18 protein-coding genes are annotated in these 21,907 nt (G+C 53.0%); 10 read left to right on the forward strand and 8 right to left on the reverse strand.

The genetic code is table 11. The features are described from left to right. Positions 1-138 precede the first annotated feature (138 nt). The 5 genes from A4S02_RS06885 to hisI all read left to right on the forward strand — a co-directional run bounded on the left by A4S02_RS06885 (position 139) and on the right by hisI (position 5,238). The gene (locus A4S02_RS06885; RefSeq protein WP_026019255.1) at positions 139-1,044 is read left to right on the forward strand and encodes a glycosyltransferase family 9 protein; all 906 of its coding nucleotides are present in this window, start codon (positions 139-141) and stop codon (positions 1,042-1,044) included. Further along, entirely contained in the window at positions 1,041-2,102 is a 1,062-nt protein-coding gene (locus A4S02_RS06890) for a glycosyltransferase (RefSeq protein ID WP_070323332.1), read from the forward strand. Before A4S02_RS06885 ends, A4S02_RS06890 begins: the two co-directional genes overlap by 4 nt. Then, positions 2,103-3,863 (forward strand): asparagine synthase (glutamine-hydrolyzing), encoded by a 1,761-nt coding sequence (asnB, locus tag A4S02_RS06895; RefSeq protein WP_070323333.1) that lies wholly within the window; start codon positions 2,103-2,105, stop codon positions 3,861-3,863. A gap of 83 nt (positions 3,864-3,946) precedes the next feature. Then, the gene (gene ygfZ / locus A4S02_RS06900; protein WP_019088308.1) at positions 3,947-4,822 is read left to right on the forward strand and encodes a CAF17-like 4Fe-4S cluster assembly/insertion protein YgfZ; all 876 of its coding nucleotides are present in this window, start codon (positions 3,947-3,949) and stop codon (positions 4,820-4,822) included. Next, positions 4,819-5,238, forward strand: coding sequence for a phosphoribosyl-AMP cyclohydrolase (hisI, locus tag A4S02_RS06905; protein WP_070323334.1), 420 nt, complete (start codon positions 4,819-4,821; stop codon positions 5,236-5,238). Before ygfZ ends, hisI begins: the two co-directional genes overlap by 4 nt. A gap of 6 nt (positions 5,239-5,244) precedes the next feature. On the opposite strand, the gene lpxB is transcribed toward hisI, so the two are convergent. After that, on the reverse strand, positions 5,245-6,432 hold the full coding sequence (gene lpxB, locus A4S02_RS06910; protein WP_070323335.1) for a lipid-A-disaccharide synthase: 1,188 nt from the start codon (positions 6,430-6,432) through the stop codon (positions 5,245-5,247). Between the two features lie 185 nt (positions 6,433-6,617). On the opposite strand from lpxB, the gene A4S02_RS06915 reads away from it, so the two are divergent. Continuing rightward, positions 6,618-8,075 carry a SulP family inorganic anion transporter gene (locus tag A4S02_RS06915; protein ID WP_070323336.1) on the forward strand — a complete coding sequence of 486 codons (1,458 nt, stop codon included), beginning with the start codon at positions 6,618-6,620 and terminating at the stop codon, positions 8,073-8,075. 67 nt (positions 8,076-8,142) lie between these two features. Here the strand turns inward: A4S02_RS06915 and A4S02_RS06920 are convergent, their stop codons facing one another. Then, positions 8,143-8,763, reverse strand: a complete 621-nt coding sequence (locus tag A4S02_RS06920; protein WP_070323337.1) for a protein-methionine-sulfoxide reductase heme-binding subunit MsrQ — start codon at positions 8,761-8,763, stop codon at positions 8,143-8,145. Positions 8,764-8,988: 225 nt separating this feature from the next. Here A4S02_RS06920 and A4S02_RS06925 point away from each other — a divergent pair, with 225 nt between their 5' ends. After that, the gene (locus A4S02_RS06925) at positions 8,989-9,864 is read left to right on the forward strand and encodes an NAD(P)-dependent oxidoreductase (protein WP_019088303.1); all 876 of its coding nucleotides are present in this window, start codon (positions 8,989-8,991) and stop codon (positions 9,862-9,864) included. On the opposite strand, the gene A4S02_RS06930 is transcribed toward A4S02_RS06925, so the two are convergent. After that, entirely contained in the window at positions 9,813-10,667 is an 855-nt protein-coding gene (locus tag A4S02_RS06930; RefSeq protein ID WP_070323338.1) for a squalene/phytoene synthase family protein, read from the reverse strand. The genes A4S02_RS06925 and A4S02_RS06930 overlap by 52 nt on opposite strands. Before the next feature lie 194 nt (positions 10,668-10,861). Between A4S02_RS06930 and A4S02_RS06935 the strand changes: the two genes are divergently transcribed. The 3 genes from A4S02_RS06935 (at position 10,862) to A4S02_RS06945 (ending at position 15,086) form a co-directional block, all read left to right on the forward strand. Beyond that, entirely contained in the window at positions 10,862-11,470 is a 609-nt protein-coding gene (locus A4S02_RS06935; RefSeq protein WP_003629595.1) for a superoxide dismutase, read from the forward strand. A gap of 278 nt (positions 11,471-11,748) precedes the next feature. Next, on the forward strand, positions 11,749-14,364 hold the full coding sequence (gene clpB, locus A4S02_RS06940; RefSeq protein WP_070324205.1) for an ATP-dependent chaperone ClpB: 2,616 nt from the start codon (positions 11,749-11,751) through the stop codon (positions 14,362-14,364). Positions 14,365-14,453: 89 nt separating this feature from the next. After that, a complete protein-coding gene (locus tag A4S02_RS06945) occupies positions 14,454-15,086 on the forward strand; it encodes an NUDIX hydrolase (RefSeq protein ID WP_070323339.1) in 633 nt (210 codons plus the stop codon). A gap of 60 nt (positions 15,087-15,146) precedes the next feature. On the opposite strand, the gene hflX is transcribed toward A4S02_RS06945, so the two are convergent. The 5 genes from hflX to ntrC all read right to left on the reverse strand — a co-directional run bounded on the left by hflX (position 15,147) and on the right by ntrC (position 21,905). Beyond that, entirely contained in the window at positions 15,147-16,493 is a 1,347-nt protein-coding gene (gene hflX, locus A4S02_RS06950; RefSeq protein ID WP_020944174.1) for a GTPase HflX, read from the reverse strand. After that, positions 16,447-16,731, reverse strand: coding sequence for an RNA chaperone Hfq (gene hfq, locus A4S02_RS06955; RefSeq protein ID WP_003624011.1), 285 nt, complete (start codon positions 16,729-16,731; stop codon positions 16,447-16,449). The genes hflX and hfq overlap by 47 nt, the downstream gene beginning before the upstream one ends. A gap of 76 nt (positions 16,732-16,807) precedes the next feature. Next, complete coding sequence (gene ntrX, locus A4S02_RS06960) at positions 16,808-18,199, reverse strand: nitrogen assimilation response regulator NtrX (protein WP_070323340.1); 1,392 nt, start codon at positions 18,197-18,199, stop codon at positions 16,808-16,810. Beyond that, positions 18,189-20,453 (reverse strand): sensor histidine kinase NtrY-like, encoded by a 2,265-nt coding sequence (locus A4S02_RS06965; RefSeq protein WP_070323341.1) that lies wholly within the window; start codon positions 20,451-20,453, stop codon positions 18,189-18,191. The genes ntrX and A4S02_RS06965 overlap by 11 nt, the downstream gene beginning before the upstream one ends. Positions 20,454-20,462: 9 nt before the next feature. Beyond that, positions 20,463-21,905: a nitrogen regulation protein NR(I) gene (gene ntrC, locus A4S02_RS06970; protein ID WP_019088296.1), complete on the reverse strand. Its 1,443-nt coding sequence runs from the start codon at positions 21,903-21,905 to the stop codon at positions 20,463-20,465. Positions 21,906-21,907: the final 2 nt, after the last annotated feature.

Raw genomic sequence — 21,907 nt, forward strand, 5'->3', positions numbered from 1 at the left:
CGATTCAGAGCAGAGATATTTCTTCTGCCCAGTTTATAACTTTACCATCAGCAAACGCTTCTTGCACAGGCAGCGCAAATGTCCACACCTGCGCGCACTGGGTTGGAAAAAAAACCGTAAGACAGTATAGGCGCGATAATGCGCATTCTTTTCATCACGGCTACACGTCTGGGCGATGCCGTGCTTTCTACGGGCCTGCTGGCATATCTGCACCAACGCTGGCCAGATGCGCGGTTCACCATTGCATGTGGGCCTGTTGCTGCTGGACTGTTTAGCGCATTTCCCGGACTCGAACGCACCATTGTAATGGAAAAGCGCCCCTATGATCAGCATTGGCTTGATCTGTGGAAAGCCTGCGTGCCTTTAAAATGGGACATCACGGTAGATCTGCGCGGTTCAGCCGTCACATTTCTTCTACGTTCGGGCCGCCGGTTTATTATGCGCGGCGGGCGGCGGGCTGGCGCGCGCATTACGCATTTGGGAAATGTTCTGAACCTTTCTCCGCCTCCACTCCCGACTGTTTGGGTCAGCCCGGCTGATCGCGCAAAAGCACAGCAGATTATTCCTGACACCTCGCCCATTATCGCCTTCGGCCCTACAGCAAACTGGACAGGTAAAATTTGGCCAACAGAGCGTTACCTGCCCCTGTGGCAACGTCTATATGCTGCATACCCCCAGATTCGGCCTGCCATTTTCTATGGTCCGGGTGAGCAGGAAGCAGCACTCGCCCGCCCTGTTCTGGCGGCACTGCCCCAGGCTATTGATGCCGGGGGCCATTTTTCCCTTACGGAAGTGGCCGCCATGCTGGCCCGTTGCCGCCTATATATCGGCAATGATTCGGGCCTGATGCATCTGGCTGCCGCAGCAGGCACGCCCACTTTGGGACTTTTTGGGCCATCTCGCGCATCGGAATATGCACCCTCTGGCAAAAACGCACGCTGGATTGCGGCCCCCGGCCCAGAAGGTGAAGCCCCCATAGCTGGGCTGGATGTTGCAGATATAGCCACAGCAGCGCTCTCCCTTCTCAAGGAAACCGGCATATGATGGATGGCACCGCCCACCGGAAAACTACGCAGCCCTTGAAAGTTGCACACATTATGGCCGGAGCCCCTACTGGTGGGGCAGAGCTGTTTTTTGAACGCCTGTGTATTGCACAAGCTGCGGCGGGGCTTTCTGTGCTGCCTATTATCCGCACAAACCCGGAACGCGCCCAACGTTTACATGCAGGCAGCCTTGCGCCCGTTGAACTGCCTTTTGGCAACATGCTGGATATACGCACCCGCATGGGCCTTCGTTCTGCCCTTAAAGAGTTCTCTCCCCGTGTGGCCGTTGCATGGATGAACCGTGCCGCACGTTTTACCCCTCAAGGTAACTGGGTGCTGGCTGGGCGGCTGGGGGGATTTTATGATCTTTCCTATTATCGCCGCTGTTCTCATCTTATTGGCAATACACATGGGCTGGTGCGCTGGATGCGTGAGCAAGGTTGGCCGGCCAATGCTGTGCATTACCTGCCCAATTTTGCCACGGATTTGGCCGCCACCCCGCCCGTTTGGCCCGATTTTTTGCAGCACGGTACCCCTTTCCTGCTGGCGTTAGGGCGGCTGCATAAGAACAAAGCTTTTGATGTTCTTATCCGTGCCATGAAGCATGTGCCACACATCCCGCTTGTTATTGCCGGAGAGGGGCCAGAACGCGCAGCGCTGGAAGCACTTGCCCAGCAGGAAGGTGTAGCCGAACGTATATTTATGCCCGGCTGGGCCAACCAACCCGGAGGCTTGCTACGCGCCTGCTCCGTCATGATATGCCCTTCCCGGCACGAGCCATTGGGCAATGTTGTGATTGAAGGATTTTCTGCCTGCAAACCGGTGATTGCCACAGCCTCGCAAGGCCCTAGTGAACTCATCCGTAATGGTGAAAACGGCCTTCTCGCTCCGGTAGAAGATGCAAATACTTTGGCCGCACAGATCTGCACTGCACTGGAAACACCAGAACTGGCTGCCCGTATGGCGCAGGCGGGCCGTAGGGATTATGAAACAACCTATGCTGTCTCACCCGTTCTGGATGCGTGGCATAAGTTTTTATCCACGGTGGAGGCCGGGTAAATGTGCGGCATTGGGGGGCTGATTTATACACCCGGCACGCAACCATGTTCCGAATCGGTTCTGGAACGTATGGCGCAGGCCTTAGGCCATCGTGGCCCCAATGGCGTACATATTGCCCGGTTGGGCCGTGCCGATATGGTGCATACACGCCTTGCCATTATTGACCTGCAAGGTGGAGACCAACCCTTAACCAGTGGCGATGGCACGCTTGTTGCCAATGGTGAAATCTATAACGATCCGCACATTCGCCAGCAGATCGGACCAGAGTATTTTCAAACCGGAAGTGATTGCGAATCTCCCCTGCTTTTATGGGAGCGTAAGGGCTGCACCTATACGCGCGGGCTGCGCGGCATGTATGCCATTGGTTTGTACGATAAAGCCCAGCAGGAACTCCTGCTCTCGCGTGATCCGTTTGGTATCAAACCACTTTATTTTACCGAATTTTCAGGCGGTATTGCCTTTGCATCCGAGCCCGCACCTTTAATTGCCTCTGGCCTTGCCCCCCGCGCCATTGCGCCTGCTGTGCGAGATGAACTGCTGCAACTTCAGTTCACCACAGGGTGGGAAACAATCTTTCCCGGCATTCAGCGCGTCATGCCGGGGGAAACCCTGCGCATTAACCAAGGGCGCATTCTAGACAGGCAACGGCAATCACCCATTCCAGCCCACGCCCCTTTATTTACCTCTGAAGCTGAGGCCCTGAACCATCTTGATGCATCCTTGATGAACAGCATGCATGCGCATGAACGTGCAGATGTACCATTTGGGCTGTTTCTTTCTGGCGGCATAGATAGCGCCTGCCTGTTAACCGCTATGAGCCGCCTGCCCCGCACAACGCCTTTGCGCACATGGACAGCCATTTTTGACGCCCCCGGTGCTGCGGATGAAGCAGAAGCTGCCAATGCCTTAGCCCAGCATGCCCGCGCAGAGCATGAAACCTTGCGTATTACGGCAGACATGGTGTGGCAGAACCTGCCTGCCATTGTGGCCTGCATGGATGATCCGGTTGCAGATTACGCCATTATTCCCACATGGTTTTTAGCCCAGAAAGCCGCGCAGGATGTTACCGTCATTCTCTCCGGCGAAGGGGGAGATGAACTGTTTTGTGGCTATGGGCGTTATCGCTCAGCCAGCCGCCCGTGGTGGAAAGGCAAGCGGCGTATGTGGCGGCGCGGTATTTTTGATAACATGAATATTCTGCGCCAGCACCCAGCCCATTGGCGTGATGGCATAGCCGCGGCGGAAATGGCCGCCGCAGATGCAGCAACGCCACTTTCCCGCCTACAAGCTGTAGATATTGCAGAATGGTTACCGAATGATCTGCTTATCAAGCTGGATCGGTGCTTGATGGCGCATGGGCTAGAAGGCCGCACACCGTTGCTAGACCCCATTGTGGCCCAAACAGCATGGCGCTTACCCGATTCCATGCGTTTGCGTGATGGCAAGGGAAAATGGCTTTTGCGCAAATGGTTACAGCAACACAATTCTGCCGCGCGCCCCTTTGCCCCCAAGCAAGGTTTTACTGTACCAATTGGCACATGGATCAGGCAGCAAGGTGCTTATCTTGGTGAATTGGTAGCGCGGCAAGAATGTATTGCAGAAATTGCCCGACCAGACCGCGTAAAGGCCCTGTTTCGCGCAGCAGATAACCGCAGAACGGGTGCTGCCGCATGGACACTTCTGTTTTATGTTCTGTGGCATCGCACACATATTCGCAATTTGCCGCCAGAAGGCGATGTGTTTTCTGCCTTAAGCCAGTAAGGTTTTGAACAGTTTCTGTTCCTTATCCCAAAAGCCCTCTATCTTCCTGCGGGAAACCTTTTTTCTTTTATGGGAGAATGTAAATGCCTTCCCCAACACACATGACCCGGCTTGAAAACCGCACGGTTCTCAAGCTTTCTGGCGCTGACCGCGTGCGTTTTCTGCAAGGTTTGGTAACAGCGGATATTGCTGCGCTGGAACCGGGAGACGCCACATGGAGTGCCTGCCTGACACCTCAGGGGCGCTGGCAAGCAGACTTTTTTGTGGTTTCAGACCCCGATGATACCTGCTTGCTGCTAGATTGCGCCACAGAACAGGCAGAAAATTTAAAAACCACGCTTCAACGCTTCCGCCTGCGCTCTGATGTTCAGCTAGATATCACCGCCCTGCCCGTGCATGTAGCATGGGGAAATCCACCGCCAGACAGTGTGTTGGAAAACGCCATCAGCTTTCGGGATCCTAGATTAGAAGAAGCCGGATGGCGGCTGATTGATGCCGCACCAGATACCCCCATAACGGCTACAGAGCAGGACTATAACCTGCACCGCCTGATGTTGGGCCTGCCAGATGGCGTGCAAGATTGTGAGGTTGGCCGCACTCTGGCTGCCGAAGCTAATCTAGATCTTCTGGGTGGCGTATCCTGGAAAAAAGGCTGCTATATGGGGCAGGAAATTACAGCCCGCATGCATTACCGCACACTGGTGAAGCGTCGCCTCATGCCCGTTGCTGCTACATCTCCCCTGCCCGCACCCGGAACCCCCGTGCTGTGCGATGGTGTGGAAGTGGGCACGCTCCGCTCCTCTCAAGATCATATTGGGTTGGCATTACTAAAAACAGATGCTGCCAATAACCAACTGACCTGTGCCGCGCATCCGCTCGTGGTGCGCCTGCCTGCTTGGCTGGAAACCGCACTTAAACCTCAAACGCCTTCTGATTCTAATCCTACGGAAAAATCATGACTTATATTGCCCCACCAGCAGCAGAGCTGGATGCCATGCTGGATGTTGTAAAATTTGATGCCTCTGGTCTGGTGGCCGCCATTGCCCAGCAGCATGACAGTGGCGAAGTGCTGATGATTGCATGGATGACGCGTGAAGCCCTGCGGGAAACGTTGGAAACTGGACGCGTCTGCTATTACTCCCGCAGCCGTCAGAAACTTTGGCGCAAGGGCGAAACATCTGGCCAGATCCAACACCTTATTGAAGCTCGGCTGGATTGTGATGCCGATGCCATACTTGTGCTGGTCAACCAGATTGGTGTGGCATGCCACACGGGCCGCCGTAGCTGTTTTTACCGCGCCTTTACGCCAGATGGCTTAAAAGAACTGACAAAGCCGGAAATTGATCCCAACCAGCTTTATCACAAACACAACTAAACACGTTTAGCCGAGTGTCTTAGCCGTATTTTTACGGTTAAGAACCTCCAGAACAGCTTCTGCTGCGGCATCGGCTGGCAGTTGGCCCTGTGGCCCTTCCAGCCCGTGCAAAACCGTAGCAAAGGCCTGTTTCTGGGTCTGTGCCACTTCCTTATCTTCAAACAGAATTTGCACTTCACGCGCCAGCACATCTGCGCGGCACTGTTCCTGCAAAAGTTCAGGCACAATGGCACGGCCAGCCAACAAGTTCACCATGGCGACAAATGGCACTTTAATAAGCCTGCGGGCAAAAAAAGCCGTTATGGGGTTAACCCTATACGTCACAGCCATTGGCACACCCGCCAAAGCCAGTTCCAACGTAGATGTGCCAGATTTGGTTAATGCAGCCCCAGCAGCAGCAAACGCATCATGCTTGTCATGAATATCCGTAACAATAACTGGCTTTACCGGCCAATCCTGCGTGGCGCGTTCCACTACACTTGCCACCACCGGAGAAACCGGCACCACGGGCACCACGTCTGGCATGTTTTTTTTAAGCAGGCGCAACATCTGGCCAAAAACCGGCAACAAGCGCGGCGCTTCTGAACGGCGGCTACCGGGCATTAATACCAGTATCTTGGCACTCTCTGGCAGACCATGACGATCACGAAAGCGGGCCGCATCACCATCCTTTGCGCCAGATTGTAAAACCGGGTGCCCTACAAAGCGGGTTTTTAGACCATGCTTACCAAAAAACTTTTCCTCAAAAGGTAAAAGGCACAACAATTCTTCCCACAGGCCGGGAAACTCCTTCACCCTTTTCTGGCGCCATGCCCAAACCTGAGGTGCAACATAATGCACACGGGCAATACCCAAGCCGCTTATTTTTTTAAGAAGTCGGAGGGCAAAGCCAGGGCTATCTATAGTGATCACCAAATCCGGCTTTTGGGCTGCAATATCCTGCGCGGCCTCTTCCAGCCGAGCAGAAAGCTGGCGTACACGGGGCAAAACCTCCACCAATCCCATAACGGCCAGATCCCGCATGGGAAACAGGCTGACTAGCCCTTCCTCCTGCATACGCACACCCCCTACGCCTGCGAAGCGCATATTGGGCACGCGGGCGCGCAAGGCATGCATCAGGCGAGCGCCCAAGACATCACCGCTGGCCTCACCAGCCAGAATCCAGACAAGAGGAGAGGAAGAAGGAAAAACCATGCCTCACGCATAAAACGCAGCAACACAGAGCACAATCATCTTATCCGTGTAGCGCGGTAGGATAATCCCTGATAAGGCATGTATATCTTGCAAATAATGCCTCAAAAGTCTTTCCTGCCCCGAAACACTTTTGGTGCCCGATTAATGCGCCTTTTCACACTCAACTAAGGGACACCCAGTTTCTCGTGACAGTTAAAACCTATATTCATGAATGGACAGACCAGCCCGTCCGCAATGTTCTGGCTGGCATGGTAGGCACTTTTGCACTTATTCCAGAAGTTATCGCTTTTTCATATGTGGCTGGGGTTGCGCCCTCTGTGGGGCTATTTGCCTCATTCGTTATCAGCATTGCCATTGCCATTACGGGTGGTAGGCCGGGCATGATTTCCGGGGCTGCTGGGTCTGTTGCTTTGGTTGCGGCAGAACTGGTGCATAGCCATGGCCTGCAATATCTGCTACTGGCTACATTATTGGCGGGTGCATTCCAGATTGTCTTTGGCATGCTGCGTTTGCAAAGCATGATGCGCTTTGTCTCGCGCGAGGTAGAAACCGGGTTTGTAAACGCGCTGGGTATTCTTATCTTTTCAGCACAGGTGCCGCAGATGTTGCATGTTACGTGGCATACATATGCGCTTATCGCGCTGGGGCTGGCTATTGTTTACCTCTTGCCACGCGTTACCACGGCTGTACCTTCCCCTTTAATCTGTATTCTTGTGCTTACAGGCATTACCTTTGCTGTTCCTATGCCTGTGCATGTGGTGTCTGATCTGGGTGATCTGCCTTCTGGCCTGCCGCATCTGACTTTGCCAGATGTGCCTTTTTCAGCAGAAACTTTTAAAATTGTGCTGCCATATGCGTTTGCTATGGCCATGGTGGGGCTTCTGGAATCCCTCATGACAGCCACTGTGGTGGATGAATTAACAGACACACACAGCAATAAACGCATGGAATGCACCGGGCTTGGTTTTTCCAACATCATGGTGGGGCTGTTTGGCGGTATGGCTGGTTGCGGTATGATTGGGCAGACAGTCGGCAACTTGCGTTATGGCGGCCGTGGCCGACTTTCTACCTTTACGGCTGGAGCATTTTTGCTGCTATTGCTGGTTGTGTTGCACCGCTTTGTTGCCCAAGTGCCTGTTGCCGCTCTGGTAGCCATTATGATTATGGTGTCTGTCAGCACATTTTCATGGTCTTCCCTGCGCGATTTGGTAAAGCACCCGCGCCTTTCTTCCACCGTTATGCTGGCAACAGTTTTGGTGGTGGTGTTAACGCATGATCTGGCAGCAGGCGTTGCTTGTGGTGTGCTGCTTAACGGGCTGTTCTTCTCTTTTCAGGTTATGAAACTTGTTCAGGTTAGCAGCACGTTTTCAGAAAACAGCAATACGCGCACCTATTACGTGCATGGGCAAATCTTCTTTGCCTCTGCCAGTGTTCTTGCTGATGCCATAGATTTTCAGGATACAGCTTCAAACATCGTGATCGATCTTGAAGACGCACATATCTGGGATATCAGCGCAGCAGACACGCTGGAAAAAATTGCATCCCGCCTGAAAACACGCGGAAAAACAGTTGCCATTATTCATGCAGATCAACGTGCAGAAAAGCTTCTGGCCTCTTTGGGCCATGATACATTGCTAGCCTAAACAATTTACAAAACATAATGGCATTAAAAAAGGAGGCATGAGAGAACATTCATGCCTCCTTTTTATTTCAGTTTTTTTTAAGCCCCGGCTTTGGCACAAACCGCAAACCCAGCACACATGCCGCTACGGCTGCATATACAAAAGGTTCAATGTACCACTGCTTGAATGCAATGGCGTAATGGATACACGCCAGAACCATGGCAACATAAACCAGACGGTGCAAACGCGCCCATTTTTTACCAAGTTGTATAATAGATTTGCGCGTGGATGTTGCTGCCAAAACCGCCAGAATAGAAAACGCTATCAGCCCGAAGGTGAGGAATGGACGCGTTAAAAAATCTTTCCATATCCGCTGGATATCAAACCCGCGTGCCCACCAAAAGTAGAGCGTAACGTGCAAAGCTGCATAACTGAAAGCCAGCAGACCAAGCGGGCGACGATAAACCATTAAATCAATTTTCAAAAACCGTTTGAGTGGTGAAATCATAAGTGAGACAAGCAAAAACCGAAACGCATAACGCCCAAATTCATGCAAACATGTCTTGAATGGATTTGGCCCCAGATCACCCGAAAAAGCACCCGCCAGATAAGATACGGCTGGCAGCATGAACAACACATACAGCAATACCTGCCGCGTAAGGGGAGAGAGGCGAAACCGCCGGCTTCGGTCTGGGGTGGGCGATGGCATTGGGTTTTCTGTTCTCCGCTGTTTAAAGCACTGCAGCCACGCATGCTGAGTGCATGATTACACTTACAAAATCAGCCTTATTGCGCAAGAATACTGTGCAATCGTAACAAATTACGCAACGCCCAGACACGTAAACGCGAACAGTGTTCCCCAAACCTGCCCAAGACATATCTTGTTATTCAGGTTTATAATTCTGTGAATACAAATCAAAAAGGTTCATTCAGCATGACAACTCAGCAGACTATTGGTTTCATTGGGTTTGGTGCCATGGCCAGCCGCATGGCCGCTCATCTGGAAAAAGCCGGATATGCCACCCTTGCCTATACTCCTTCTGGCAAGGGTGGTGATGGCGTAACCCATTTTCTACCTACTCCAGCAGAAGTTGCCAGCAAAGCAGATATTGTTTTGGCCTGCGTACCGGATGACGAGGCCCTTGCCGCCAGCATGTATGGGCCGCAAGGCGTTCTGGCCGGCATAAAAGCAGATAGTTTACTGCTGAACACTAGCTCTGTTTCTCCAGAAGCCGCAGATGCCCTGCAAAAGGCTGGGCAGGAAAAAAAGATTTGCGTCATAGATTGTCCGGTATCTGGCAGCACGCCAGAAGCAGCTTCGGCCAGTCTGGTTATTCTCGCCGGTGGGGATGATGCCGCTATTGCACGCGCCCAGCCCATTTTTGATAAAATTGGCCGCATTACCATTCATGCTGGGCCATCTGGCAGCGGGGCACGTCTTAAGCTGGTTATCAATGGCATTATGGGGGCCGGGCTGGCTGCTGTGGCAGAAGGCATAGCTTACGGACTGGCTGCCGGGCTGGACCGTTCTATGCTGTTTGATGCGTTGGATGAAATGGCTGTTATTTCTCCGCATCACAAGCGCAAGATCAAGATGGCCAAGGCAGGAGATTTCTCTCCTCAGTTCCCTGCCCGCCTTATGCAAAAAGATATGCGCCTGCTGATGGATGCCGCAGCCCGCCTAGCTGTGCCCGCACCTACGCTGGCAGCCGTAACGCAACAACTTTCCCTTGCCCGCCGTGCGGCAGAAGATGCTGATTATTCGGTTCTGATTGGCGTTATGGAAAAAATTGTAGCCAACGACGCCTGAATACCGGCATGGCACACAGCAAGCCTGTCCCCTATTCCACGGGGCAGGCCAGCTTGCTCGCTCCCACGTGCCAGATCACGCTTTGCCAATACGACCGGTAACACGGCTTTACGGCATCGAGGCTCCAAAGCCTCAAAATGACATTCTTGCAGAAATGTCTTTCCAACCTGTCTTAATTGCTCCTGCGTGCCGGGGAACAAAAAACGGCCACTCCCTGCAAGCAATGGCCAATGCCGCAGCATGGTGCCCGCCCCGTAAGCTGCCCCTCCGGCTGCCAAACGTTGCAGCGTAACTTCATCGTGCACACCTAGCAGCTCTCCGATCGCTTGCTGGAAGGTACCGGCGCCATCACGCATCATTAGCATCCAGTGCTCTACATCTTGTGCTGCTTCCAGCTCCATTTCCCGCGCAGCAACCATTCTCAGGCATGTATCACGTTGCACTTGGCCAGATTGCACAAGCGCCATAAGTGCTGGAGCCAAAATATGTTCTGGCTTACGCTGCCCTTCCAACACCTCTCGCCACCATTGCAGGCGAATATATCCAGCCATTGGCCCTGCCACAGCAACGGAACGAGCGGGCGCCAAAGCGCGAATCAGTTCATTATGAAAAGCCAGAAGAACATAAGCGGCATGACGCACAGATGAGGGCAAAAACCACAGGCACAACGCCCGATCTGGGTCTGCCTGCACAGCTTTTTGCACCTCCATTGCAAGAGGCTGATGTTCCTGCGCCGCCATTAACCCCAGTGTCTCCCTAACCCAAACGTAGCTTAATGTGCGGGAAACCCGTGCATGGTTCATGCGTTTGAATGGTCCCGCTTTCCTAACGGAAGGCCCTCATATTACGCCCTGCTGGCAAGGCAAGTTTCCGTGAGTATGGCTGCGCAAGGCACTTGTCATGCGCCTTTCCCTTGACGCATCTGCCCCGCGCCCATAGCTCTGGAACTCAGGTGTGTTCCCTCACACGCCCCGCCTTTAGAATACGGAGTATTAAAATGGCTTTTGAACTGCCTGCCCTCCCCTTTGCTCCCACCGCACTCGCCCCACGTGGCATGTGCCCAGAAACGCTTGAATACCATCATGGCAAGCATCATCTGGCCTACGTCAACACCCTGAACAAGCTGCTGGAAGACAAGCCCGAATTTCAGGGCAAGTCTTTGGAAGAAATCATTCTGGCAGCTCACGGCAAAGCAGACCTGACAGGCCTGTTCAACAATGCCGGCCAGCATTGGAACCATTCCTTTTTCTGGAACTGCCTCTCCCCCAATGGCGGTGTGATGCCAGAAAAGCTGGCTGCAAAAATTGCCAGCGATTTCGGCAGCATTGACACCTTTAAGGAAGAATTCCGCAAGGCTGCTGTTTCTCAGTTTGGTTCTGGTTGGGCATGGCTGGTTCTGGGTAAAGATGGCAAGCTGGCTATCACCAAAACCCCTAACGGCACCAACCCGCTGGCCGAAGGCCAGGGCAAAGCCCTGCTGACCGTGGACGTGTGGGAACATTCCTACTACCTGGATTTCCGCAACCGTCGTCCGGACTATGTCACCAACTTCCTGGACAAGCTGGCGAATTATGAATTCGCTGAAGCCCAGCTGAACGCGGCATAAGTTTTTCCTTATAGGGAAAACACAAAAGGCAGCACCTTAACGGGTGCTGCCTTTTTTATTGGAAACCGTGCCATTTCAAGGATGTTCTGCCTGCACCACTTACCACCTATGCACGAAAACGTATCACGCCCCCTTGATTGTCTCTCTCAACATTCCAATCTCAATTTATGAAGAATGAGACCACGCTGACATTGCCTGCATGGGATGCCGGCAGGGCCTGCATGGGATGCCAGCAGGGCCTTCAGTCGCCTGATGTAAAAGGGACAAGAGGGATTATAATGGATATTGCAAAATTTACAGATCGTTCACGCGGCTTTTTGCAGGCTGCGCAAACAATAGCTTTACGTGATTTTAACCAGCAGCTAACGCCAGAGCATCTGCTTAAGGCCATGCTGGATGATAATGAAGGCGCTGCTTCCTCACTCATTCGCAGTGCTGGTGGCAACCCGGAAGCTGTAAAAGCGGCAACTGAGCAGGCTTTGGCAAAGCTGCCAAAAGTTCAGGGCAGCGGTGCTGGCCAGCCCGCAGCAACACCGGAACTGGTGCGTATTCTGGATAATGCAGAACAAACCGCCCAGAAAGCTGGTGACAGTTTTGTTGCGCAAGACCGTTTGCTTGTAGCTATTGCCGCATCTGACACGCCAGCAGGCCGTGCTTTAAAAGAAAACGGTGCTTCTGTTGATGCACTTGAAAAAGCTATTACGACTATTCGTAAAGGACGCACAGTGACCAGCGAAAACGCTGAAGCCAATTTTGATGCACTTAAAAAATATGCCCGTGATGTTACGGAAGTTGCCCTTAAAGGCAAGCTAGACCCCGTTATTGGACGTGATGAAGAAATCCGCCGTGCTATTCAGGTTCTGGCCCGCCGCAGCAAAAACAACCCGGTTCTGATTGGTGAACCCGGTGTGGGTAAAACCGCTATTGTGGAAGGCTTGGCCCAGCGTATTGTGAATGGCGATGTGCCTGAAGCGCTGAAAAACAAAAAGCTGCTTTCTTTGGATATGGGCGCACTGGTTGCGGGTGCCAAATATCGCGGTGAATTTGAAGAACGCCTGAAAGCTGTTCTAAAAGAAATTGAATCCGCCGAGGGCCAGATCATCCTGTTTATTGATGAAATGCACACACTGGTTGGCGCAGGCCGTACCGATGGTGCGATGGATGCTTCCAACCTTATTAAGCCGGAACTGGCCCGTGGCACACTGCATTGCATTGGCGCCACCACACTGGATGAATACCGCAAGTATATTGAAAAAGACGCAGCCCTTGCCCGCCGTTTCCAGCCGGTATTTGTGGGTGAGCCTTCTGTTGCGGATACAATCTCTATTCTGCGCGGTATTAAGGAAAAATACGAACTCCATCACGGTGTGCGTATTACCGATGGTGCATTGGTAGCAGCGGCAACGCTTTCCAACCGTTACATCACGGATCGGTTCCTGCCCGATAAAGCGATTGACTTGATTGATGAGGCCGCAAGCCGTCTGCGTATGCAGATTGACAGCAAGCCAGAAGAACTGGATGAGTTGGACCGCCGCATTATTCAGTTGAAGATCGAACGTGAAGCTCTGCGCAAAGAAGATGACACTGCCAGCAAGGATCGTCTGGAAGCTGTAGAAGCTGAACTGGCTGATCTGGAAGAAAAGTCCAACACGCTCAGTGCTGCATGGCATGCTGAAAAGAATCGCGTAAACACCATCCAGAAACTACAGGAACAGCTTGATCAGGCCCGTTCCGATGTAGAAGTGGCACAGCGCAAGGGTGATCTGGGCCGTGCATCTGAGCTGATGTATGGCGTTATCCCCAACCTGCAGGGGCAGATTGCAGAAGCCCAGAAAACAGAAGAAGAAACCGCCAAAAAGGATGATCTGGTTTCTGAAGCCGTAACAGATCAGGGTGTGGCTTCTGTTGTATCCCGCTGGACTGGTGTGCCGGTTGACCGGATGCTGGAAGGTGAACGCGCCAAGCTACTGCGTATGGAAGATGAACTGCGTAAATCTGTGGTTGGTCAGGAACAGGCTCTTAAAGCTGTTTCCAACGCAGTGCGCCGTGCCCGTGCAGGCTTGCAGGATCCCAACCGCCCGATTGGTTCCTTCCTGTTCCTCGGCCCAACGGGTGTTGGTAAAACCGAGCTGACCAAGGCGCTGGCCCGCTTCCTGTTTGATGATGATAAAGCCCTGCTGCGTATCGACATGAGTGAGTTCATGGAAAAACACGCAGTTGCCCGCCTGATTGGTGCCCCTCCGGGTTATGTGGGGTATGAAGAAGGGGGTGTGCTGACAGAAGCCGTACGCCGTCGCCCCTATCAGGTCATCCTGTTTGATGAAGTAGAAAAAGCACATGAAGACGTGTTCAACATTCTGCTTCAGGTGCTGGATGATGGCCGCCTGACCGATGGTCAGGGCCGCACGGTGGACTTCCGCAACACTCTTATCATTCTCACCAGTAACTTGGGTTCTGAATATCTAGCCAACCTGCCGGATGGGGAATCTCCCGATATGGTGCAGGCTCAGGTGATGAAGGTTGTGCGTGAGCACTTCCGTCCTGAATTCCTGAACCGTCTGGATGAAATCATCCTGTTCTCGCGGTTGCAGAAAGCGGACATGACCAAGATTGTGGATATCCAGATTGCACGCCTGCAGCAGCTGCTGGATGATCGTAAGATCACCCTGCACCTGGATAATCTGGCCGAAGCTTGGCTGGCGAATGAAGGGTATGACCCCATTTACGGTGCGCGCCCACTTAAAAGGGTTATTCAGCGCACGCTGCAAAACCCGCTGGCAGAGCAGCTTCTGGAAGGCAATATCCTTGATGGAGAAACAGTGAATATCTCCGCCAATGGTGATAGCCTGCTGATTAACGGTAAAACCGCAGCACAGACAGAAGCCGCTATGTAATTTCTGCCTTTGCAGAGTGTGTTACACAAAACGGGAAGGCCCAGTGCCTTCCCGTTTTTTATGAAACTTGGTTATAGAAGGACTACAGAATGTCGGAACCTGTTTGGCTGGTATGGGCCAGAGAAATTCAGGCCATTGCCCAGACAGGGCTTACCTATGTGCAAGACCCGTTCGATAAAGAACGCTATGAAATGCTGCATAATTTGGCCGCACAAATGATGGCCGAAAGCAGCAATGTCGATGTGCAGAAAATAGAAAACCTGTTTAGCCAGCAATCTGGTTACGCCACCCCCAAGCTGGAAGTGCGTGTTGGTGTTTTTGATGCGCAAAACCGCCTGCTGATGGTGCGCGAAGTGCTGGACAGCAACCGCTGGACCGTGCCCGGCGGCTGGACTGATGTGAACCTGACAGCATCTGAATGTGCAGCCAAAGAAGTATGGGAAGAAACTGGCTATACAGTGCAGATTACCAAATTGGCCATGGCGCTGGATCGGGCACGCCAAGGGCATATGCCACCAGAACCTTTTTCTATCACCAAGCTGTTCTTTCTGGGGGAAATAACTGGGGGTGAAGCAACCACCAGTATTGAAACAAGCGAGGTTGGTTTTTTTGCGCAGGAGAATATCCCGCAGGACATTTCAACCGGACGGATTACACCGCACGAAATAGCCCGGCTTTTTGCACATCATACAAATCCGGAACTGCCTACAGATTTTGACTGAATAAGAAGTCTGACATCAGGATAGATATTCTCAAAATCCTGATGTCAGAGCTTTTCTTTTTTAAGCAATCATCGGTTGGATGTGGGAAAACTGACGCTCAAACCGCGCACGGTCTTCTGTTGAAAGACGAACCGTAATATCTGTCTGTTCATCCTTGTCTTCCCGCGCGACCACTTCGCCGTGCTGGTAAAGCCAAGCTGAGGCTGCTCCGTCTGCCAGCGGCAAACAATAGCGCACCGTTTCCATCCCTTGGGTAATACGCGCATCAATACGCGCCAGAAGTGTTTCCAGCCCCTCCCCCGTAATGGCGGAAATGGCAATGGTATCTTCTGTTTGTGGAATAGCTTCGGGGCCACCCAGCAGATCAACCTTGTTCAGCACTTCAATGATGCGTTCCGGCCAATCCTGTTCCAGCATGTCATCCTTTGCCATGCCTTCCAGAACGCCCAGCACATCTTTTTTCTGGGATGCGCTGTCTGGATGCGCCACATCGCGCACATGCAGGATAATATCTGCCTCTGCCACTTCTTCCAACGTGGCACGGAAGGCTGCAATCAGTTCCGTTGGCAGATCACTGATAAATCCTACCGTGTCAGACAGAATAACCCTGCGGCCAGAGGGCAGATCAATCGCACGCATGGTGGGGTCTAGCGTCGCAAAAAGCTGGTCCTGCGCATATACGGTGGCACCAGTTAGCGCATTGAACAGTGTGGATTTACCTGCGTTGGTATAGCCCACCAAAGCCACCACCGGAAAAGGCACGCGCTTACGCGCCTGCCGGTGCAAGCCACGTGTGCGCCGCACTTGCTCCAGATCTTTTTTAAGCCGCACGATACGATCACCGATCATACGCCGGTCAGCTTCAATCTGGGTTTCACCGGGGCCACCAAGAAAGCCAAAGCCACCACGCTGGCGTTCAAGATGGGTCCACAACCGCACAAGGCGGGAACGCTGATATTCCAGATGCGCAAGTTCAACCTGCAAAGTGCCTTCTTTTGTGGCGGCACGGGCACCAAAAATATCCAGAATAAGGCCGGTACGATCTATAACCTTACAACCGCACTCTGTTTCCAGATTACGCTGCTGGGCTGGGCTGAGCTTTGCATCCACCACCACCACATCAACCTGATCTGCCTTAACGGCAATACGCAGGGAATCTACCTGCCCCTTGCCTAACAAAGTGGCGGAACGTCTGCTGCGCAGAAGCAATACATCCTTGCGCACAATAACCAGCCCAATAGAGGCTGTAAGCCCCACGGCTTCTTCCAACCGTGCTTCTGCGGCCCGCACATCCTGCCCATGAGCAGAACGCTCCCACGGCAGAATAACTGCCGCACGGGTTGCTACTTTCTTTTTCTTTTCAGAGAAACTCGTCGCCAAGAGAAAGGTCCCTGTCTGCCTGCGCATCGGCAGTGTTGGAATCGGAAATATTGACAGGAATGCTGGGCATTACCGTGCTGATGGCATGCTTGTAGATAAGCTGGGTTTGTTCATCACGCCGTAAAAGAACAACCTCATCATCAAACCATGTAATAAATCCCTGTAACTTAACGCCGTTCACCAGAAACACAGTAACAGCCGCGCGTGAGCGCCGGATCTGGTTCAGGAACGCATCCTGCACGTTATATGCACTCTCTTTTTCCACAGTGGAGGCCCTATTCCGTTCTCATTATTATATTTTAGCCGGACTGCCTGCCTAAAGCCTGCAACCTTGAAACATGTCAGCCCGCGCCTCGTTCCTCAGATGTTACACCAAGCTGCTTAAGTTTGCGATGCAAAGCGCTGCGCTCCATGCCCACAAACAGCGCCGTGCGGCTAATATTGCCACCAAAACGCAAAAGCTGGGCTTGCAGATACTGGGTTTCAAACAGATCGCGGGCTTCTCGCAAAGGCAAGGCCATAACATCTGTTGAGGCATCAAACTTCAGCAATGCAGGTGCACTTTCACCCACAGTAGAAGGTAGCATATCTGCCCGAATGGGTTCCTGGCTGCTACCGGGCTGCATAATCAGCACGCGTTCCATCAGATTACGCAGTTCACGCACATTGCCCGGCCAGTCATAGGCCTGAAGGGCTGCAACGGCATCGGGAGAAAGTTCACGCGTGGGCAAACCAGCCATTTCTGCCGCCCGGCGCAAAAACATTGCAGCCAGACCGGGAATATCATCCCGCCTTTCTCGCAGCGCGGGCATACGCAGCGGCACAACTACCAGCCGATAATACAGATCTTCCCGGAAACGCCCGGCCATAATTTCGGCCTGCAAATCACGGTTCGTAGTGGCCAATACGCGCACATCCACTTTAACGCGGGCATCACCGCCCAGACGTTCAAATGTCTGATCCTGCAAGGCTCTTACAATCTTGCCTTGTGTTTCCAGCGGCATGTCTGCCACTTCATCCAGCAGCAGCGTGCCACCATGCGCACGTTCCAGAACCCCTGTGCGACGGCCCACACCTTCCGTGCCGCCTTCAAGCCCAAAAAGTTCTTCCTCAAACCGTCCCGGTGCCAGAGTGGCGCAGTTAAGCGCAACAAAGGGCCCATCTTCCCGCTTGGAGCGGGCATGAATCATACGGGCGGCAACTTCCTTGCCAGAACCCGGCCCTCCGCTAATCAGCACGCGCGAACCTGTGGGCGCCACTTTTTCTATCTGGTTTCTCACGGCGGCAATCTGGGCACTGTTTCCATACAGTTCCGTATCCTGCCCGGCCTTTATGCGCAGTTCTTCATTCTCACGCGCCAGCCGCGAGGCCTCCAACGCGCGCCGCACAATAACCAGCAGACGGTCTGCCTGAAATGGCTTTTCTATAAAATCGTAAGCACCATGCTGGAGCGCTGCCACGGCTGTTTCAATTGTGCCATGGCCAGAAATCATGACAACCGGAACAGAAGGTTCCTCGGCCTTCATGGCTTGCAGTATAGCCAAGCCATCCATATCCGAACCCTGTAGCCAGACATCCAGAATAACCAGTGATGGCCTACGCGCCCTAAAAGCAGCCAATGCCGTATCTGCACTGGCGGCTACACGCGTTTCATAACCTTCATCACTCAGAATGCCTTCAATCAGCATTCTGATATCGGGTTCATCATCAACAATCAGGATTTCATGCGCCATGGTTGTCTTTCACCGACAAAATCAGAGTAGCCACAGTTCCTCTTTCTCCCGCTTTGTCTTCCAGACGCACTGTTCCACCATGATCTTCCATGATCTTTTTCACAATAGCCAAACCTAAACCAGTACCCTTGGCTTTGTGCGTCACATAAGGTTCCGTCAGACGATTTCTGTCATCCGATGGAAGCCCAACTCCGTTATCTGCCACTTTTATGGCGATATCTTCTGCCCCTTCTATAATCCGAACCGATACTTCACTCTTGGTTGCAGGTGCCTGATCTGTAGCTTCGCCCTGTCTGGCTGTCATGGCAATGGCATCCGCCGCATTCTGCAAAAGATTAATAAGTGCCTGACTTATCAATCTTCTATCACATCGTGCTTTGGGGCCTCTGTCTGGAATATCAAGATGATAGGCGATTTCCGGGTGTGCGTTTCTTTGCAGAACCAGCACCTCACGCACAATACGCGAAATATCCTCATCTTTCATGACAGGCTGCGGCATGCGTGCAAAGGCCGAAAACTCATCCACCATACGCCCGATATCCCCCACCTGCCGCACGATTGTATCTGCACATTGCGAAAATGTATCGGGATCGGAAGTAATTTCTTTTAGAAAACGCCGCTTTAGCCGTTCTGCAGCAAGCTGGATGGGTGTGAGTGGATTCTTGATTTCATGCGCAATACGCCGCGCCACATCGGCCCATGCGGCCTTACGTTGCGCCTGTTGCAGGGCCGTAATGTCATCAAATGTCATCACATACCCTTCAGTAATCGTACCTCGCAGTTCTGCCCCCAAACGTACCAGCAAGGTACGCTGGCTGGCCTGCTGGCCTATCTGAATTTCCCGCGTAAGCACGGCGTCTGGCGTTGTACGCGCCTCCTGCAAGAACTCGGCAAACTCCGGTACGCGTTGGGCCAACGGTTCACCAATGGCATCCATTAGATCAGTTTGTAGCAAAACACAGGCGGCGCGGTTTGGTAGTTCGATGTTCTGCTTCACATCCAGCCCGATCACACCGGCTGAAACACCAGAAAGCACGGCCTCCGTAAACCGCCGACGCTCATTGATCTGCCCATATGCAGCCATCAGTTCCGAACGCTGGCTGGCCAGTTCTTCTGTCATGCGGTTAAAGGCGCGGGAAAGACTGGCGACTTCATCATCCCTGTCATTTTCAGGCACATGAACACCTAAATCCCCCTCACTCACCCGGCGCGCAGCTACACTCAGCAAACCCAGCGGACGGGCTATCTGGTTTGCCAATGCCAGCCCGATCAAGGCTGCGGCAGCAAGCACCAGCAACGCCACCAACGCAAAGATCATGACAAATGTCAGCTGGATCTTGGCGCGGTTGTTGCTCAGCCGCTTGTAATCCGACACCACCTTTTCCGTACGGTGCATGTGCTCCAGAATGGTTGGATCAACCAGCCGGGTAATCACCAGCATAAGCGCTGGCGTTTGGGAAAGTTCCACCACAGCGCGCACTGTGCGTTCATCTGGAGAATCCAGAATAGCTACATCGTTGGAGCGCGCCATAACCGTGGCAGCAGGAGGAGGCAGCTCCTGCAAATATCCGGTGCGGCTCATCAACCCGCCAGCCGCCACAACTTTGTTGGTGATGGGATCATACACCAAGGCTTCTGTCAGCCCGCGCATGGTGGCCTGACTGTCCAGCATTTGCGCCAAAGCATCGTGATCCTGAAACAGATCCATACCACTGGCTGCTAGTTCGTTCTGGGCGCTCATGATGTAATTGGCCATCGAGAACGCATCTGTGCGGATATTGGCGTTATGCTCCACCAGATAACCGCGAGAAGCCTGCAAGGCCTCATTCAGTGCGGTATTAACCCGGTCTGAAAACCAGATCTGAATTCCGTAATGGAAAAACAGCGTTGCAAACGCACCCACCACCAGTGTGGGGGCCACAGCCACAATACCAAACAGCGTAACCAGCCGCACATGCAACCGTGCCCCTGCCAGCCCTTTCCGATGCTCGCGCACCATGGGGCCGATACGAATAGCCAAGGCCACCACAAGCAGGGCCAGCACCATACCGTTTAAAAATAAGAGCAAGGGTTCGATCAGGGAATAATGCCCAAAGGACATTCCACCCGAAAGCACTACAAACGTGGCAAACCCCAAACACAAAGCCAATGTAGCAAGTGTAATGGCAACGGTTTTACGTTCCAGAGAACGCAAAAGCCAATGCAGGCGTGTGCGAGAAAGGAGGTGCCTGAGGGAGAACAGAAACTGCTTCATGCCTGAGGTTCAGACTACGCCACGAACGACAGGAATCTCAAGGTCTCGAATTTTTTTACGCAATGTATTTCGGTTCAGCCCGAGCATGGCGGCGGCTTTGATCTGGTTGCCCCGTGTTTCGGCTAGTGTCATCTGGATAAGCGGTCGTTCAACTTCCGCAATAATCCGGGCGTGCAGATCATGCAGCGGCACGCCATCCCGCCCTGCTTCCAGATAACGTGCGATATGGCGAGAAACAGATTCAGACAAAGGCTCCGCCGCCATCACGCTATTGGGAATCGGATCATGCGCCAAAGGCTCGGCCAGTTCCGCATCAATCACGTCTCCTGTAATGGTTTCCTGAGAATACAGGGCCACAATACGGCGGATAAGGTTTTCCAACTCGCGCACATTACCCGGCCAGCGCCAGGCCTGAAGCCGTGTGATGGCACTTTCATCCAGAATTCTATACGTTCCACCTTCATCCCGGCACTGAGAAAGAAAATGCCGCGCCAGTAGTGGAATATCTTCCAGCCTTTCCCGCAAGGGGGGCAGACGCAGGGGCACCACGTTCAGGCGGTAATAAAGATCTTCACGGAAAGTACCGGCCTGAATGGCCTGCCGCAAATCTCTATGCGTGGCGGCGATAATGCGCACATCTGCACGCAAGGGCGTTGTGCCCCCTACTGTGGTAAATTCACCTTCCTGCAAAACACGCAGCAAACGAGTTTGCGCTTCCTGCGGCATGTCTCCAATTTCATCTAAAAACAGCGTACCGCCTGTAGCCTGCTCAAACCGCCCGGGCATACGGCCCTGTGTGCCCCCGCGTTCATACCCAAACAGTTCACTTTCAATCTGTTTGCGTGGAATAGCTGCCATATTAACGGCCACAAAAGGCCCGCTTCTGCGCCGCCCATACTCATGCAATGCGTGGGCTACCAGTTCCTTACCCGTGCCGCTCTCACCCGAGATCATCACTGTGAGATCAGACGTGGTCAGGCGGGCAATGCTACGGTAGATCCCCTGCATCACAACAGATTGCCCGATTAAAGGCAGGCGCTCTTCCGGCGGTTGATCTGCTGCTGGTTTTTCGGTTTCCTGCACTGGCGTTGTCAGCGCTCTTGCCACAACCGCCAGAAGTTCCTTCAAATCAAACGGTTTGGCCAGATATTCAAACGCACCCCGCTGCGTGGCTTTTACGGCTGTTGTCAGGGTTGATTGAGCACTCATGACAATAACGCGCAGATCGGGCCGAAATTGGCGAATACGCGTTACCAGATCCAACCCACTGCCATCTGGCATGATTACATCCGTAATCACCAGATCACCCTCACCTTCCTGCACCCATTGCCAGAGTGTGTTGACGGAAGGCGTGGTTTGCACCTGATAGCCTGCCCGACCCAATGCCTGCCCCAGCACAGTGCGAATAGAACGATCATCATCAGCAACAAGAATGGTGGGCAGCGGTGTCATAA

The sequence above is a fragment of the Acetobacter ascendens genome (genome assembly GCF_001766235.1).
Classification (GTDB): Bacteria; Pseudomonadota; Alphaproteobacteria; order Acetobacterales; family Acetobacteraceae; genus Acetobacter; species Acetobacter ascendens.

Coding starts and splice junctions, on each gene's coding strand:
- A4S02_RS06885 (WP_026019255.1), top strand. CDS start 139: ATGCGCATTCTTTTCATCACGGCTACACGTCTGGGCGATGCCGTGCTT.
- A4S02_RS06890 (WP_070323332.1), top strand. CDS start 1,041: ATGATGGATGGCACCGCCCACCGGAAAACTACGCAGCCCTTGAAAGTT.
- asnB (WP_070323333.1), top strand. CDS start 2,103: ATGTGCGGCATTGGGGGGCTGATTTATACACCCGGCACGCAACCATGT.
- ygfZ (WP_019088308.1), top strand. CDS start 3,947: ATGCCTTCCCCAACACACATGACCCGGCTTGAAAACCGCACGGTTCTC.
- hisI (WP_070323334.1), top strand. CDS start 4,819: ATGACTTATATTGCCCCACCAGCAGCAGAGCTGGATGCCATGCTGGAT.
- lpxB (WP_070323335.1), bottom strand. CDS start 6,432: ATGGTTTTTCCTTCTTCCTCTCCTCTTGTCTGGATTCTGGCTGGTGAG.
- A4S02_RS06920 (WP_070323337.1), bottom strand. CDS start 8,763: ATGCCATCGCCCACCCCAGACCGAAGCCGGCGGTTTCGCCTCTCTCCC.
- A4S02_RS06925 (WP_019088303.1), top strand. CDS start 8,989: ATGACAACTCAGCAGACTATTGGTTTCATTGGGTTTGGTGCCATGGCC.
- A4S02_RS06930 (WP_070323338.1), bottom strand. CDS start 10,667: ATGAACCATGCACGGGTTTCCCGCACATTAAGCTACGTTTGGGTTAGG.
- A4S02_RS06935 (WP_003629595.1), top strand. CDS start 10,862: ATGGCTTTTGAACTGCCTGCCCTCCCCTTTGCTCCCACCGCACTCGCC.
- clpB (WP_070324205.1), top strand. CDS start 11,749: ATGGATATTGCAAAATTTACAGATCGTTCACGCGGCTTTTTGCAGGCT.
- A4S02_RS06945 (WP_070323339.1), top strand. CDS start 14,454: ATGTCGGAACCTGTTTGGCTGGTATGGGCCAGAGAAATTCAGGCCATT.
- hflX (WP_020944174.1), bottom strand. CDS start 16,493: ATGCGCAGGCAGACAGGGACCTTTCTCTTGGCGACGAGTTTCTCTGAA.
- ntrX (WP_070323340.1), bottom strand. CDS start 18,199: ATGGCGCATGAAATCCTGATTGTTGATGATGAACCCGATATCAGAATG.
- A4S02_RS06965 (WP_070323341.1), bottom strand. CDS start 20,453: ATGAAGCAGTTTCTGTTCTCCCTCAGGCACCTCCTTTCTCGCACACGC.
- ntrC (WP_019088296.1), bottom strand. CDS start 21,905: ATGACACCGCTGCCCACCATTCTTGTTGCTGATGATGATCGTTCTATT.